Genomic DNA, 13,958 nt, shown 5'->3' on the forward strand with positions numbered 1-13,958 from the left:
CGGTGGCCGCGGGTCCGCTTCCACCAGCGGACCGCGGCACTCGGCACCGCGACCGGGCGCGACCGGGCGCGACCGGCTGACCGGAGCTCCGGTCCGGCGGCCATGGACCGGGTGCACGACCAGCGAGCAGGAGAACCGGCGTCCTTCATCGGCGATCCCGCCCGCCGGCCGGTCCCCCGTCCGCGGGCGGCGGCGCCGAGGCGTCCGCTCCTGTGGCGGAGCCACTCTGCGAGGGCGCCGTGCGGGTTCTGCGCGGCGGACGCGGCCGCGCCGCGGTCTGCCCCAACCCTGGCCGTCCCCGCGGCCGCCGTGGCGCCGCGCGGCAGCCGGTCCGCGAGCGCCCCGCACCGCGGGCGCGGGGCGGAGCGCCTGCCACGTCCGGCCTGCGGGCCGGTACGGCGGGGTCGGAGCCCCCTCCACCACCCCGCCGCGGACCCGCGTCGCTGGTCCGGACCGCGGGCGGTGCCGGGGACGGCTACCCCTCGCCCGGCTTCCTCCGCTCCTCGGTGCCGCGGGCGCCTTCGCCGCTCCCCGTTTCCGCCGGGGCGGCGCCTTCGGCGCCCGCCTGCGGGCTGGTGGGCGGCACGGCGGTGCCGTCCTCCCCCGGCTCGGCCGCCGCCTCCTCCGACGACGGCTCCGGTCGGCCCACGGGCCGGGACAGGCCGATGACGGTGCCGCACACCGCGCGCAGCCGGTCCACCGGGATGGCGCCGGCCCGCAGCACGCGGGGTACCGCGTAGGTGAGGTCGACGATAGTGGACGGCACTGAGTCGGCGCAGGGGCCGCCGTCGAGGTAGACCGAGACGCGGTCGCCGAGCTGTTCCGCGGCCTGCTCGGCGGTCGTGGCGGCCGGGCTCCCCGAGAGGTTGGCGCTGCTCACCGCCATCGGGCCGACCTCCTTGAGCAGCTCCAGGGCCACCGGGTGCATCGGCATCCGCACCGCCACCGTCCCCTTGGTGTCGCCGAGGTCCCAGGACAGGCTGGGCGTCGCGGCGCAGACGATCGTCAGCGGCCCGGGCCAGAACTCCTCGATCAGGTCCTGGCCGCGCGTCCCGAGGTCCTCGATCAGGGCCTGCGCGGCCCGGACCGATCCGACGAGGACCGGCGGCGGCATGTCCCGCCCGCGCCCCTTGGCGCCGAGCAGCCCGGACACCGCGGCGGGGCTGAAGGCGTCGGCGCCGATCCCGTAGACGGTGTCGGTGGGCAGCACGACGAGCTCACCGCGGCGCACCGTGGAGGCGGCGTCGGCGATGCCCTTCGTGCGCTCCTCTTCGTCGGCACAGTCGTAACTGCGGCTCACGCGAACTCACTCCTCCTGGCTGGTCGTTGCGCGCGGGCGCGGCGGCCCGCCGTGCGGACGCGCCGGCTCTTGGCAGCCGGCCGGCCCGCCGGCGGCGCGCGCCGTGTCCCTCGCGTCATCGCGGTCTCCCGGAGCGTCCGAACGGCGCTCCCTAGTCGTCGGCCCGCCGCATGACGACGAAGCGGTCCCGGTGCGCGAGGTCCTTGCGGTTGCGGACGTCGCGCCAGCCCAGTTCCTCGGGGAACAGCCGCGGGATGTCGATGCCCTGGCCGTCCCCGTGCTCGATCGCCATGGCGCCGCCGGGGCGCAGCAGCCGGCGGCCGACGTGCTCCAGTTCCCGGATCATGTCCAGTCCGTCGCCGCCCGACCACAGCGCCGGCGCGGGGTCGAAGTTGCGCACCTCGGGCGGGATCCGGTGGGCGTCCTCGGTCGGGACGTAGGGCGGGTTGCTGATCAGGAGGTCCACGCGGCCGCCGAGCGCCGGCAGCGCCGTGCGCATGTCGGCGTGGTGCGCGGTGACGCGGTCGGCGTGGCCGCTGGCGTCGATGTTGCGCCGCGCCCAGGCGAGCGCGTCCGGGTCGAGTTCGACGGCGTGCACCCGGGAGCGGGGCACCTCCTGCGCGATGGAGATGGCGATGGCCCCGGAGCCGGTGCCGAGGTCCACCACCAGCGGGTCGGCGACGTCCATGGCCCGCAGCGTCTCGATGGCCCAGCCGACCATGATCTCGGTCTCGGGCCGCGGGACGAAGACCCCGGGCCCGACGCTCAGCTCCAGGTAGCGGAAGTAGGCGCGTCCGGTGATGTGCTGGAGCGGCTCGCGGGCGGCGCGGCGGGCGACGCACTCCCAGTAGAGCGCGTCGAAGTCGCCGTCGGCGACGCTGTGCAGCTCCCCTCGACGAACGCCGTGCACGAACGCCGCGAGTTCCTCGGCGTCGGCGCGCGGCGACGCGACCCCCGCCTCGGCCAACCGAAGCGTGGCCCGCGCGACCTCGTCGAGCAGGAAGTTCATTGCGACGCCTGCTCCAGCCTTTCCTTGGTGTCCGCGTCGATCAGGGCCTGGAGCACACCGCTCAGGTCGCCGTCGAGGACCTGGTCGAGGTTGTAGGCCTTGTAGCCGACCCGGTGGTCGGAGATGCGGTTCTCGGGGAAATTGTAGGTCCGGACCCGTTCGGAGCGGTCGACGGTACGCACCTGGTTCTTGCGCTCCGCCTGCGCCTCCGCGTCGGCGGCGGCCTGCGCCTCGGCCAGCAGCCGGGACCGCAGGATGCGCAGAGCCTGCTCCTTGTTCTGCAGCTGGCTCTTCTCGTTCTGGCAGGACACCACGATGCCGGTCGGCAGGTGCGTGATGCGGACCGCGGAGTCGGTGGTGTTGACGCTCTGCCCGCCGGGCCCCGAGGAGCGGAACACGTCGATGCGCAGGTCGTTGTCGTGGACCTCGACGTCGACCTCCTCGGCCTCGGGCACCACCAGCACCCCCGCCGCGGAGGTGTGGATGCGGCCCTGCGACTCGGTCACCGGGACCCGCTGCACGCGGTGCACGCCGCCCTCGAACTTCAGCTGCGTCCAGACGCCCCGGCCGGGTTCGGCGCCGGCCTTGGCCTTGAAGGCGATGGTGATGTCCTTGTAGCCGCCCAGGTCGGAGTGGGTGGCGTCGATGACCTCCGTCTTCCAGCCCTGGCGCTCGGCGTAGCGCAGGTACATGCGCACCAGGTCGCTGGCGAACAGCGCGGACTCCTCACCGCCCTCCCCGGCCTTGACCTCCAGGATGACGTCCTTGTCGTCGTTGGGGTCGCGCGGGATGAGCAGCCGGCGCAGCCGTTCGACCAGTTCGTCGCGCTGCACGGCGAGCTGCTTGGCCTCCTCGGCGAACGAGGAGTCCTCGGCCGCGAGCTCCTCAGCGGCCTCGATGTCGCTCTCGACCTGCCGCAGCTCGCGGTAGGCCGCGATGATCGGCGTGAGCTGGGAGTACCGGCGCCCCAGTCTGCGGGCCAGCGACTGGTCGGCGTGCACGGTGGGATCGGCGAGGCGCTGTTCCAGCTCGTAGTACTCGCCCAGAAGGTCGTCCAGCTTCACGTCTCAGTCCCGTCGATAGCGTCGGATCGCCCGGCTCGCCGAGCGGGCGCGCGGCCGTGCCGCGCTGACCCCGTGGTCAACCGCCTACTGCGGCGGCGCCGACCACCGGACACACGCGGTGTCCGTGGCCGGCGCCGCCGAGGGCAGGACGCTACTGGCGCTTGCCGAAGCGCTTCTCGAAGCGGGCGACCCGGCCGCCGGTGTCCAGGATCTTCTGCTTGCCCGTGTAGAACGGGTGGCAGGCCGAGCACACGTCGGCGCGGATGCTGCCGCCCTGCGCGGTGCTGCGGGTGACGAACGTGTTGCCGCAGGTGCAGGTCACCTGGGTCACGACGTACTCGGGGTGGATGTCGGCCTTCATGTGGATCTCCTCGCTGGTGGCGGTCGCCGGACGCACGCGCAGCACGAAAGGCGTGGCTGCTGTGTTCGGGCATGCGCGAACCGGTACCGCGGCGGTCGATATACCAGTTTGCCAGACCTTGAAACCTCCCGTGTCCAGCTGGTATTCCCCGGGGTCCGTTCCGCCACGCAGACGTGCCATGCGTTCCGCCACGCAGACGCACCCCGCGTCCCGCCACGCAGGGGTCAACCCGCGCCCTGCTCCATCTCCGGCCCGGTGACCTGCTCGCTGGGGAAGTCGGTCGGCGTCGGTTCGGTCTGCGGCGCGGCCGGGTCCGGGCACATCACCGTCTCGATGGCGCTCCACGCCGGCGGGTCGGGGTTGGCCACGTAGCGGGCCTGGAACATGGTGAAGTGCCGGGTCTCGCTGTGCACCGTCCAGTTGCGGTACCCGGGGATGTTGCCGGAGTGCATCCACACCTTCACCCCGCAGGTGAGGGTGTAGTGCCGCGGACCGAGCCCGTACCCCACGCCCTCGTCGTCGGTGGCCTGGATCTCGAGCATCTCGGTAAGCATCTCGTCGTCGAGGACCTGCCCGCCGAACAGCGCCGAGTAGAACCGGTTGACGTCGCTGACGGTGGAGACGAGCTGCGCGGTGCCGTACCACCGGGTGGGGTTGAACTCGGTGATGTCGACCGGCTGGCGTTCGGCGCCCGCGTAGGGGCGCACCGCCAGGTAGGCGTGCATGGCCGGCTCGGGCATCGCGGAGTCGCGGGGGATGTAGGTCTCGGTCAGGTCCAGCGGTTCCAGGATGCGCTGCCGTACGACCTCGTCGTAGGGCTGCCCGGTGATCGCCTCGATGACCATCGCGACCAGGACGTAGTTGGTGTTGGAGTAGGCGACGTCGGTCCCCGGCTCGAACACCGGCCCCTGCTCGTTGGCGACCCGCACCAGCTCCTCGGGCCGCCATACGCGGTCGCGGTCGTCGAGCACGCTGGGCATGGCGCGGTTGAAGCTGAACAGACCGCTGGTGTGGCTCAGCAGCATCCGCAGCGTGATGGCGTCGCCGCCCTCGACCACGCCGGGCAGGTGCCGCTCGACGGGGTCGTCGAGCCCGGCCTTCCCCTCACCCACGAGCTGGAGCAGCGCCGCCGCCGCGAACGGCTTGGACAGGCTGGCGATCCGGAAGTGCGCCTCCGGGTCGACCGGCTCGCCGGTGGTGCGGTCGGCGACACCGGCGACGCCGTTCCAGGTGTCGCTGCCGCCCTCGTTGGTCTCGACCAGCTCGGCGACCGCGCCGCTGGACCCCTCGGCGACGACCGTGTTGAGCGCCCGCTGCAGCCGGACGCGCTCCGCCGCGGAGATCCGGGGCGGGGGTGGTGTCGTCTCCGGTGCGGCCGGTGTCCGCGTGGCTTCTGAGGCGGATCCGGGCTCGATCCACTCCAGGGGATGGAGGGCCGGGGTCAGGATCGCCAGTCCGACGGCCGCCGCGGCCACGCCCGCGACTACGGCCCCTCGTTTGGTGACCATCGCTGGAATCGAAGCACGGAACCCCCGATTTGGCGAACACCGCGGGACCGCGCGAAGGCCGGCGGCGCAGGCGGTCCCGGACTCCGCCGCGGCCAGCTGGCGGGGCCGGTGGCGGGTCCCGCCGCTGCCCAGGGGCGTGGCCGCGCGCTGCCGGGCGGCGGCGCCGCCCGGTGCCGCCGGTTTCGGACACCGCCGCATCGGCTGCGGGAGTGACCAGATTCACGGCCGAGCGAGGTGTGAAACCGGGCGCGGCGGGAAACTAGTGGCCCCCGTCCGCGCGGCGCCGCCCGGCCCGGCGGACGAGCACCGCGACCGCGGCGAGCACCGCCGCGAGGGCGATCGCCAGGAGGGTGCCCAGGTTGGCCCCCGCACCGTAGACGGCGAGGTAGGTCACGGCACCGGCGAGGACCAGGTAGTAGCAGAGCGGGACCAGGGTCTGCCGGATCATGTCGCCCTCGCGGCCGACCAGCCCGACCACCGCTGACGCGGCCACCACGTTGTGCACCGTGACCATGTTGCCGGCGGCCCCGCCGACCGCCTGCGCCGCCACCATGGTCTCCGGCGGCACCCCGATCCGCTCCCCCGTGGCGAACTGGAACAGCGCGAACATCAGGTTGGAGACGGTGTTGCTGCCCGCGACGAACGCGCCGAGCGCGCCGATCCACGGGGCGAACACCGGCCAGGCGCCGCCGGCCATCGAGGCCGCGCCCTCGGCCAGGGTGAGCGGCATGCTGGCGAGGTCGGTGTCGCCGAACTCCGCGCCGCTGTTGATGAAGACCCGCACCAGCGGGACCGCGAACAGCAGTGCCACCGCGGCGCCGGCGATCTGGCCGCCCGCCATGCGCCACGAGGCGGCGATCCGCTCGCGGCTCATCCGGTGCAGCGCGTAGGTGGCGAGGCTCACGAGGATGAAGACGCCGCCCGGGGAGTACAGCGGCTGGACGGCGTCGCCGATGGCGGTGCCGAAGATGTCGTCGGCGCCGACCCGCACGGCGGTCAGCGCGTCCGTGAGCGGTGGCACCATCCGGGTGGCCACCAGCAGCGCGGCGACCAGCAGGTAGGGCGCCCAGGCGCGGAGCAGGCCCATCCGGCGGTCGTCGGCCACGGCGACGTCCTCGCTCCCCGGGTCCAGGCCGCCGCTCCACCGCGCCGGCCACCGCTCCCGCGGCGGGAAGTCCCACGTGGTCCGGGGCAGCAGGAAGCCGCGGCGCGCCGCGGCGACCACGATCAGCAGGCCGGTCAGCGCGCCCAGCAGGGAGGTGAACTCCACGCCCAGGAAGGCGTTGTACAGGACCGAGGGCACGGTCAGCGCGAAGGCGGAGAACAGCGCGAACGGCCAGACGCGCAACCCTTCCGCGACCCCGCCCGGGCCGCCGTAGTAGCCGCACAGCATGCAGCACAGGAAGACCGGGACGAGGGAACCGCACACCGCGTGCAGCAGCACGGTCTGCAGGCCGATCCCGTCCACCAGCCCCGGCACGGTCACGCCGAGTTCGGCGGCGCGGGCGGCGACCTCGGGCGATCCCTCCAGGCCGCCGGCCACTCCGACGAGGATCGGTGTGCCGACCGCGCCGAAACTCACCGGCGTGCTCTGGATGACCAGGCCGACCATGACCGCGGCCATGGCGGGGAAGCCGAGCGCGAGCAGCAGCGGCGCCACGACGGCCGCCGGGGTGCCGAAGCCGGAGGCGCCCTCGATGAAGCCGCCGAACAGCCAGCCGATGACGACCGCCTGTACCCGCCGGTCGGGACTGATGCCGGTGAAGGTGGCCCGGATGGTCTGGATGGCGCCGCTCTTGGTGAGGGTGGCGAGCAGCAGCAGGGCTCCGAAGATGATGTAGAGCAGGCCGCCGGCGAGGATGAGCCCCTGGAGGGTCGAGGCCGCGATCACCAGCCAGTCGACCCGCCAGACCAGCGCGGCCACCGCCACGACGACGAGGTACCCGACCGGCATGGCGTACTTCGCCGGCCAGCGCAGCCCGACGAGCAGCACCCCCACGACGAGGATGGGCGCGAGCGCGCACAGACTGAGCAGGGCGAGGTTGTCCATCCGGCGGCCTCCTGGGGGTGGGAGTGCACGGCTGGTTACTGGTTGAAAGGTAAACCGGTGACGGGGGCGCCGTAAAGACGTGATCGTGACTCAGGGCACATTCCCGCCCGGAAGTCCGGATTTGCGGGGCACTCGTCGTTGCCTATAAGCCGCGCTTCACCCCCGTTCGCCCCACTCGAACGCGTCAGCACGGTCAGTAGCCACGAAATTACGCGTTAGATTGATCCCGCACGGAGCCGCAGGTCACCACACCTCGACAGTCATGCATACGCCGTTATGATTGAGGCATGGCGATCAAGCGGCTCACCATCAGCATTCCGGAGGAGCTCATGGAGAAGATCAAGGAGGCGGCCGGCGATCAGTCGGTCTCCAGCTGGGTGGCAGAGCTGCTTGAGCGGCGCCTCGAAGAGCAGCGAGGCGACCGGCTCTGGATGGACATGGTGGCGGAGTCCCAGGCCAGGCGCTCCCCCGAGGTCCAGGCGGAACTGGACGACTTCCTCGCCGGGGTGGACGAGCTGGAGCGGCGCCTTGAGGGACGCTCCTGCGAGGCGGGCGCGGCGTGATCGGATTCGTGCTTGACGCCGGGGCGCTCATCGCACTGGAACGACGGCAGGACTTCATCATCGGGGTCATGGACGATGCGCATCGCAAAAACCGCCCGCTGGTGATCCCGGCCGGGGTGTTCGCACAGGTCTGGCGTGGGACACCGCAGCAGGCCGCGATCAACTCGTTGCTCAAGCTGAAGACCACCGAGGTCGCCCCGCTCGACTACCAGGTGGGACGGCGGATCGGCCGAATCCTCCGCCATGCCGGGACGTCCGACGTCGTCGACGCCCACGTCAGCCTGATCGCCCGCGAAACCGGGTGGCCGGTGCTGACCTCTGACCCCGAGGACATCCGGAAACTCTATCCGGACGCGGTCATCAAGCAGGTCTGATCGCTCGAGCCGAGGCGTCCCTCCCCAGTGAAGGTGGGGAGGGACGCCTCCTGCATTATCGCCGCCGGTGCTACCCCGTGGCGGCGGAGCGCGTAAAAAAATCGGGTCCGTTGCCCTTCCACCCTGAAGCGGAAGGGCAACGGACCCCGATCACGACCTCGATCAGCGGTCGTTCGGACCCACCGTCGTCTGCTGCACCTGGAGCAGGAACTCGGTGTTGCTCTTGCTCTCCTTCATCTTGTCCAGCAGCAGCTCCAGCGCCTGCTGGGTGTCGAGGGCGTGCAGCACGCGGCGGAGCTTCCAGATGATGCTCAGCTCCTCGCCGGACATCAGGATCTCCTCCTTCCGCGTGCTGGAGGCCACGACGTCGACCGCCGGGAAGATGCGCTTGTCGGCGAGCTGGCGGTTGAGCTTGAGCTCCATGTTGCCGGTGCCCTTGAACTCCTCGAAGATGACCTCGTCCATCCGGGAGCCGGTCTCGACCAGCGCGGTGGCCAGTATCGTCAGGGAGCCGCCGTTCTCGATGTTGCGCGCCGCGCCGAAGAACCGCTTCGGCGGGTACAGCGCGGTGGAGTCGACACCACCGGACAGGATGCGCCCGCTCGCCGGAGCGGAGAGGTTGTAGGCGCGGCCGAGCCGGGTGATGGAGTCGAGCAGCACCACGACGTCCAGGCCCATCTCCACCAGCCGCTTGGCCCGCTCGATGGCGAGCTCCGCGACCGTGGTGTGGTCCTCGGCCGGACGGTCGAAGGTCGAGTGGATCACCTCGCCCTTGACCGTGCGCTGCATGTCGGTGACCTCTTCCGGCCGCTCGTCGACGAGGACGACCATGAGGTGGCACTCGGGGTTGTTCTCGGTGATCGCGTTGGCGATGGACTGCAGCACCATGGTCTTGCCCGCCTTGGGCGGCGAGACGATGAGGCCGCGCTGGCCCTTGCCGATGGGCGCGATCAGGTCGATGATCCGGGTGGTCAGGATGTTCGGCTCGCTCTCCAGCCGCAGCCGCTCCTGCGGGTACAGCGGGACGAGCTTGGAGAACTCCGGACGGTGGCGGGCCTGCTCGGGGGCCATCCCGTTGATGGTGTCGAGCCGGACGAGCGCGTTGAACTTCTCCCGGCGCTCGCCCTCGCGGGGCTGGCGGACCGCGCCGGTGATGGCGTCGCCCTTGCGGAGGCCGTTCTTGCGGACCTGGGCCAGCGACACGTACACGTCGTTCGCGCCGGGCAGGTAGCCGGTGGTGCGCACGAAGGCGTAGTTGTCGAGGATGTCCAGGATGCCGGCCACCGGCAGGAGGACGTCGTCGTCGTTGATCACCGGCTCGGTGTCCTGCCGGTCGCGTCCGCCGCGGCGGTCCCGGCGGTCGCGCCGCCGGCCGCGCCGGCGGCCGCCGCCGAAGTCGTCGTCGTCGTCCTGCTGCTTGTTCCGGCCCTGGCCGCCGCCCTGCTGGTGGCCGCTCTGCGGCTGCTGGTCGGCGCCGGAGCCGTCGTCGCGGTTGGTGCGGCGCTCGTCGCGGTTGCGGCGGTTGCGCTGGCGCTCCCGCCCGCCCTGGCCGTTCTGGCCGGACTCGGCGCCGCTGGTCTGCGAAGTGTTGGATGTCTTGGTCACGCTGCTCGCGGAGGTAGAGGAATCGGTGCCGTCGGACGGCGCCTGCTGGTCGCCGGGCTCGTCCCCACGCTTGCGGGACGACCGACGGCCCCGGGTGGGCTTCTCAGAGCGCTCGGCCTGGTCCGCCGCCCCCTCGCTCGGCGCGCTGGGGGCCTCGGTGGCCACCCCGGCCTCGCCCGTAGTCGCGTTCCGCACGGCCTCGCCGTTCTTCGCGGAGACCTTCCTGACGGAACGCCGGCTCGAGGACGAACCGTCGGTGGCGTCGACCTTACCGGCTGCGCCGGCGGCATCGGCGGACTTCGCCGATTTCGCGGCCTGCGGCGCGTCGACCGGGCCGCCCTTGGCCTCGATGGCCGTGATGATGTCGTTCTTGCGCATGCGCCCCGTACCCGTGATACCGAGACTCGACGCCAGACGCTGAAGCTCGGTCAGCTTCAGGGCGGCCAGGCCGGTACCGCCGGAACGGCTCCGGGACCGCGCGGGCGCGCTCTTGCCGGGGGGCGCGGCGTCGCCGGCCTCACCGGACACGGTCGTGTTCTGCGTGCTGACCGCCGCGTCCGTGTGGAGTTCGGTCGTGTCGCTCACTAAGGGTCCTTCCCAAGGAGCGGGCTGGGGCCGTCATCATGGCTGAACGGCCAGCCCGGTGGTGCGAACCGGCAGGGGCCGGGTCGGGCTTGCCCCACGTGGATGCCGGGAACCGTCGAACGAGCGGTTCCCTACCCAATCGCGGCGGGCTCTGGGTACAACCAGACGTCGGGGCGTTGGGCTCGCTGGTGCTGCCCGCGGATCATCCTGTCGTTCCTGTGTGCGGAATGCGGGATTGAAGTGAAGTGGGCAGTGCCACGGGAGCGCCGTGAACTCGACACAGTGCCGACCGTGCACAGCGCGCGCGTGGAAGAGGCCACTTGTGCGGAAGGCGCGGAAGACACTGCGGCGGATGAGCACACGCCCCGCATTGGGGCATCTGGTGCCTCACCTAGCCTAACATCACCGGAGCCCACAGCTATTCCTCGACACAAGTCTATGAACGGGGAGAACTGATACATACCCCTGCCGGATCGATTCTTAAGGGGCGTATGTGCCAACCAGTACCCGCTCGCTCGCCAATTGAATCCGCCGGCCCGGCACTGATTTGCGTGAGATCCGGCGCGGCGCCGCCCTCCGCGCCTGGTGAGCCGGTCTCCGGAGCCCGCCCGAGCACGAGCACGGTGGGTCCGGCGCCCGATATCACCGCGGGGACTCCGTCACGTTCGCGGAGCCGCCGGACCAGCTCGGCACTGGCCGGCATGGCGGCGGCGCGGTAGGACTCGTGCAGCCGGTCCTCCGTGGCCTCCAGCAGCAGCTCCGGGCGCGCGGTCACCGCCGCGACGAGCAGCGCGGCGCGGCCCGCGGTGAACGCGGCGTCGGCGTGCGGCACCGTCGGCGGCAGCAGGCCGCGGGCGCGCTCGGTCGACAGCCGCTGGTCGGGGACGCACGCCACCGGCCGCAGCAGCGGCGACGCCGCCATGGACAGCGCCCGCCAGCCGCCGGCGCCGCGCCAGGCGACGGTGAAGCCGCCGTAGACGCACGGGGCGACGTTGTCGGGGTGCCCCTCGATGTCGGCGGCCAGCTCGAAGACCCGGTCGCGGTCGCCGGCGGCCGGGTCGCCGCCGAGCAGCGCGGTGGCCGCGCTGACGCCGGCGACGATCGCGGAGGCCGACGAGCCGAGGCCGCGGCCGTGCGGGATGCGGTTGCGGCAGTGCAGGTCCAGGCCCGGCGGCCGCTCCCCCGCCGCCTCGAAGGCCGCGCGCGCGGCGCGGACGACGAGGTGGGAGGCGTCCGCCGGCAGTTCCCCGGCGCCCTCCCCCTCGACGCGGACCGTGACGCGGTCGTCGTCGCGGACCCGGACGGTCACCTCGTCGTGCAGCGCCAGGGCCAGCCCGAGCGCGTCGAAGCCGGGGCCGAGGTTCGCGCTGGTCGCGGGGGTGCGGACGTGCACCGCCGAACGGCGCGTCTGTGGCATGGAAGGGACTTTCGACGTCAGGCGGGCAGGGGGTCAGGCCAGGTTGAGCGCGGTGGCCGCGGCGTGCGCGTCGACCGGGACCGTGGTCGCCGAGGAGGCGCCGGCGAGGGCCCAGTCGGGGTCCTTCAGGCCGTTGCCGGTGACGGTGCACACCACGCGGCTGCCGCGCTCGACGTGCCCGGCCGCCACCGACTGGAGCAGGCCGGCGACGCTGGCCGCCGAGGCGAGCTCCACGAACACGCCCTCCTCCGCCGCGAGCAGCCGGTAGGCCGCCAGGATCTGGCGGTCGGTGACGGCGTCGATCCGGCCGTCCGACTCGTCGCGGGCGCGCTCGGCCAGCTTCCAGGAGGCGGGGTTGCCGATCCGGATCGCGGTGGCGATGGTGCGGGGCTGGGCGACCGGCGCGCCGTTGGCGATCGGCGCCGCGCCGCTGGCCTGGAAGCCGAACATCCGCGGGGTGCGCGAGGCGACGCCGTCGGCGGCGTACTCCTGGTAGCCCATCCAGTACGCCGAGATGTTCCCGGCGTTGCCCACGGGCAGGCAGTGCACGTCGGGGGCGTCGCCGAGTGTGTCGACGATCTCGAAGGACGCGGTCTTCTGCCCCTGGAGCCGGTAGGGGTTGACCGAGTTGACCAGCGCGACGGGGTAGTCGACCGAGAGCTTGCGGGCGAGTTCCAGGCAGTCGTCGAAGTTGCCGTCCACCTGGAGCAGTCGGGCGCCGTGCACGAGCGCCTGCGCGAGCTTGCCCATGGCGATCTTGCCGCGCGGCACCAGGACCGCGCAGGTCATGCCGGCGCGCACGGCGTAGGCGGCCGCGCTCGCGCTGGTGTTGCCGGTGGAGGCGCAGATGACCGCCTTCGCGCCGTCCTCGGCGGCCTTCGTGATGGCCATGGTCATACCGCGGTCCTTGAAGGACCCGGTGGGGTTGAGGCCCTCGACCTTGAGGAGGACCTCGCAGCCGGTCAGCTGCGACACCCGGGGCGCCGGTACCAGCGGTGTCCCGCCCTCCAGCAGGGTGACGGCGGGAGTCGTGTCCGTGACGGGGAGCCGATCGCGGTACTCGTCGATCACTCCACGCCAGGAACGAGGCGTACGCACAGGGTCCTCCGAAAGGCGGTGTTCCAACTGCGGGGTCTGTCATGGGGACGGTTCCGGTGACCCGGGCGCTGAGGCGGGCAGGGAACTGCCGGCTGCCGGAAGCGACGATGAAGACCTGCGGATTCGCTGCCTCAGTGTACGACGGCCGGCGACCCGGTCGGATTCCGCGTCCCGCCGCGCCGCGGCGGAGGTCAGCGGGGATCCGCGCCGAGCAGCCGGCGGCAGACGCCGAGCAGCCGCTCACGCAGCGGCCGCGCGCGCTCGGCGAAGGCCCGCTGCGCGGCGACGTACTCGGCCTTGCCCGCCGCGGTCTCGACGCGGACCGGCGCATAGCCGTACCCGCTGAGATCGTAGGGAGAGGCGCGCATGTCGAGGACCCGCACGTCGCGGGCGAGTTCGAAGCAGTCGGCCACGAGGTCGCCGGGCACAGCGGGTTCGAGCTTGTAGGCCCACTTGTACAGGTCCATGTTGGCGTGCAGGCAGCCGGGCTGCTCCAGTTCGGCCTGCCGGGACCGCTCGGGGCGCAGCTGGTTGCGGGGCCGCGCGGCCGGGGTGAAGAACCGGTAGGCGTCGAAGTGCGAGCACCGGACGTGGTGGCTCTCGACCACGGCGTCGGTCCCCGCGGCCCCGAGCCGCAGCGGCAGCGACCCGTGCCGCACCTCCTCCGCGGGCAGCCGGTAGACCATCGCCCACTCGTGCAGGCCGAAGCAGCCGAAGTGCCCGGGGCGGCCGGCCGTCGCCGCGAGCAGCGCCGCGACGAACTCCACGGTGCGCCCGCGGTCGGCGAGGAAGGCCGGCACGTCGAGGGCGACCCCGGTGGCCGGCCCGCCGCCGCGGTCCGGCACCGACACCGTGCGGTGCCAGCGCCAGCCCGCCCGCTCGGCGGCCTCGGGACCGAGCAGCACCGTGCCGGCGCCCGGGTGCCAGCGGCGCAGCCGGGCCGGGCGGTGGCTGTAGTACTCGAACAGGAAGTCCTCGACCGGGTGGCGGACGCCGCGCTCGCGGCGGCGCAGGTGCCCCTCGG

12 protein-coding genes are annotated in these 13,958 nt (G+C 72.6%); 2 read left to right on the top strand and 10 right to left on the bottom strand.

Features of this window, described 5'->3' with window-relative positions; genetic code table 11:
• Positions 1-475 precede the first annotated feature (475 nt).
• The 6 genes from DEF28_RS04325 to DEF28_RS04350 form a co-directional block, all read right to left on the bottom strand.
• On the bottom strand, positions 476-1,300 hold the full coding sequence (locus DEF28_RS04325; RefSeq protein ID WP_114397975.1) for an L-threonylcarbamoyladenylate synthase: 825 nt from the start codon (positions 1,298-1,300) through the stop codon (positions 476-478).
• A 151-nt stretch (positions 1,301-1,451) separates the two neighbouring features.
• Positions 1,452-2,309, bottom strand: a complete 858-nt coding sequence (gene prmC / locus DEF28_RS04330; RefSeq protein ID WP_114397974.1) for a peptide chain release factor N(5)-glutamine methyltransferase — start codon at positions 2,307-2,309, stop codon at positions 1,452-1,454.
• Positions 2,306-3,373 carry a peptide chain release factor 1 gene (gene prfA / locus DEF28_RS04335; protein WP_114397973.1) on the bottom strand — a complete coding sequence of 356 codons (1,068 nt, stop codon included), beginning with the start codon at positions 3,371-3,373 and terminating at the stop codon, positions 2,306-2,308. The genes prmC and prfA overlap by 4 nt, the downstream gene beginning before the upstream one ends.
• 151 nt (positions 3,374-3,524) lie before the next feature.
• Entirely contained in the window at positions 3,525-3,734 is a 210-nt protein-coding gene (rpmE, locus tag DEF28_RS04340; RefSeq protein ID WP_114397996.1) for a 50S ribosomal protein L31, read from the bottom strand.
• Positions 3,735-3,958: 224 nt separating this feature from the next.
• On the bottom strand, positions 3,959-5,242 hold the full coding sequence (locus DEF28_RS04345) for a serine hydrolase domain-containing protein (protein ID WP_114397972.1): 1,284 nt from the start codon (positions 5,240-5,242) through the stop codon (positions 3,959-3,961).
• A gap of 259 nt (positions 5,243-5,501) precedes the next feature.
• Complete coding sequence (locus DEF28_RS04350; RefSeq protein WP_114397971.1) at positions 5,502-7,292, bottom strand: L-lactate permease; 1,791 nt, start codon at positions 7,290-7,292, stop codon at positions 5,502-5,504.
• Between the two features lie 287 nt (positions 7,293-7,579).
• Between DEF28_RS04350 and DEF28_RS04355 the strand changes: the two genes are divergently transcribed.
• Positions 7,580-7,855, top strand: a complete 276-nt coding sequence (locus DEF28_RS04355; protein ID WP_114397970.1) for a hypothetical protein — start codon at positions 7,580-7,582, stop codon at positions 7,853-7,855.
• Complete coding sequence (locus DEF28_RS04360; RefSeq protein ID WP_114397969.1) at positions 7,852-8,229, top strand: PIN domain-containing protein; 378 nt, start codon at positions 7,852-7,854, stop codon at positions 8,227-8,229. Before DEF28_RS04355 ends, DEF28_RS04360 begins: the two co-directional genes overlap by 4 nt.
• 162 nt (positions 8,230-8,391) lie before the next feature.
• On the opposite strand, the gene rho is transcribed toward DEF28_RS04360, so the two are convergent.
• The 4 genes from rho to DEF28_RS04380 all read right to left on the bottom strand — a co-directional run bounded on the left by rho (position 8,392) and on the right by DEF28_RS04380 (position 13,947).
• Positions 8,392-10,419: a transcription termination factor Rho gene (rho, locus tag DEF28_RS04365; RefSeq protein ID WP_114397968.1), complete on the bottom strand. Its 2,028-nt coding sequence runs from the start codon at positions 10,417-10,419 to the stop codon at positions 8,392-8,394.
• Between the two features lie 436 nt (positions 10,420-10,855).
• The gene (thrB, locus tag DEF28_RS04370; RefSeq protein ID WP_114397967.1) at positions 10,856-11,836 is read right to left on the bottom strand and encodes a homoserine kinase; all 981 of its coding nucleotides are present in this window, start codon (positions 11,834-11,836) and stop codon (positions 10,856-10,858) included.
• A gap of 33 nt (positions 11,837-11,869) precedes the next feature.
• The gene (thrC, locus tag DEF28_RS04375) at positions 11,870-12,934 is read right to left on the bottom strand and encodes a threonine synthase (protein ID WP_114397966.1); all 1,065 of its coding nucleotides are present in this window, start codon (positions 12,932-12,934) and stop codon (positions 11,870-11,872) included.
• A gap of 191 nt (positions 12,935-13,125) precedes the next feature.
• Entirely contained in the window at positions 13,126-13,947 is an 822-nt protein-coding gene (locus DEF28_RS04380) for a 3-methyladenine DNA glycosylase (protein ID WP_114397965.1), read from the bottom strand.
• Between the last annotated feature and the right edge of the window lie 11 nt (positions 13,948-13,958).

This window comes from Marinitenerispora sediminis, from assembly GCF_003336425.1.
Classification (GTDB): domain Bacteria; phylum Actinomycetota; class Actinomycetes; order Streptosporangiales; family Streptosporangiaceae; genus Marinitenerispora; species Marinitenerispora sediminis.

What these genes read in the sequence shown, in the direction of transcription:
- prmC (WP_114397974.1), bottom strand. Translation starts at nt 2,309, where the DNA reads ATGAACTTCCTGCTCGACGAGGTCGCGCGGGCCACGCTTCGGTTGGCC.
- rpmE (WP_114397996.1), bottom strand. Translation starts at nt 3,734, where the DNA reads ATGAAGGCCGACATCCACCCCGAGTACGTCGTGACCCAGGTGACCTGC.
- DEF28_RS04345 (WP_114397972.1), bottom strand. Translation starts at nt 5,242, where the DNA reads ATGGTCACCAAACGAGGGGCCGTAGTCGCGGGCGTGGCCGCGGCGGCC.
- DEF28_RS04350 (WP_114397971.1), bottom strand. Translation starts at nt 7,292, where the DNA reads ATGGACAACCTCGCCCTGCTCAGTCTGTGCGCGCTCGCGCCCATCCTC.
- DEF28_RS04355 (WP_114397970.1), top strand. Translation starts at nt 7,580, where the DNA reads ATGGCGATCAAGCGGCTCACCATCAGCATTCCGGAGGAGCTCATGGAG.
- thrB (WP_114397967.1), bottom strand. Translation starts at nt 11,836, where the DNA reads ATGCCACAGACGCGCCGTTCGGCGGTGCACGTCCGCACCCCCGCGACC.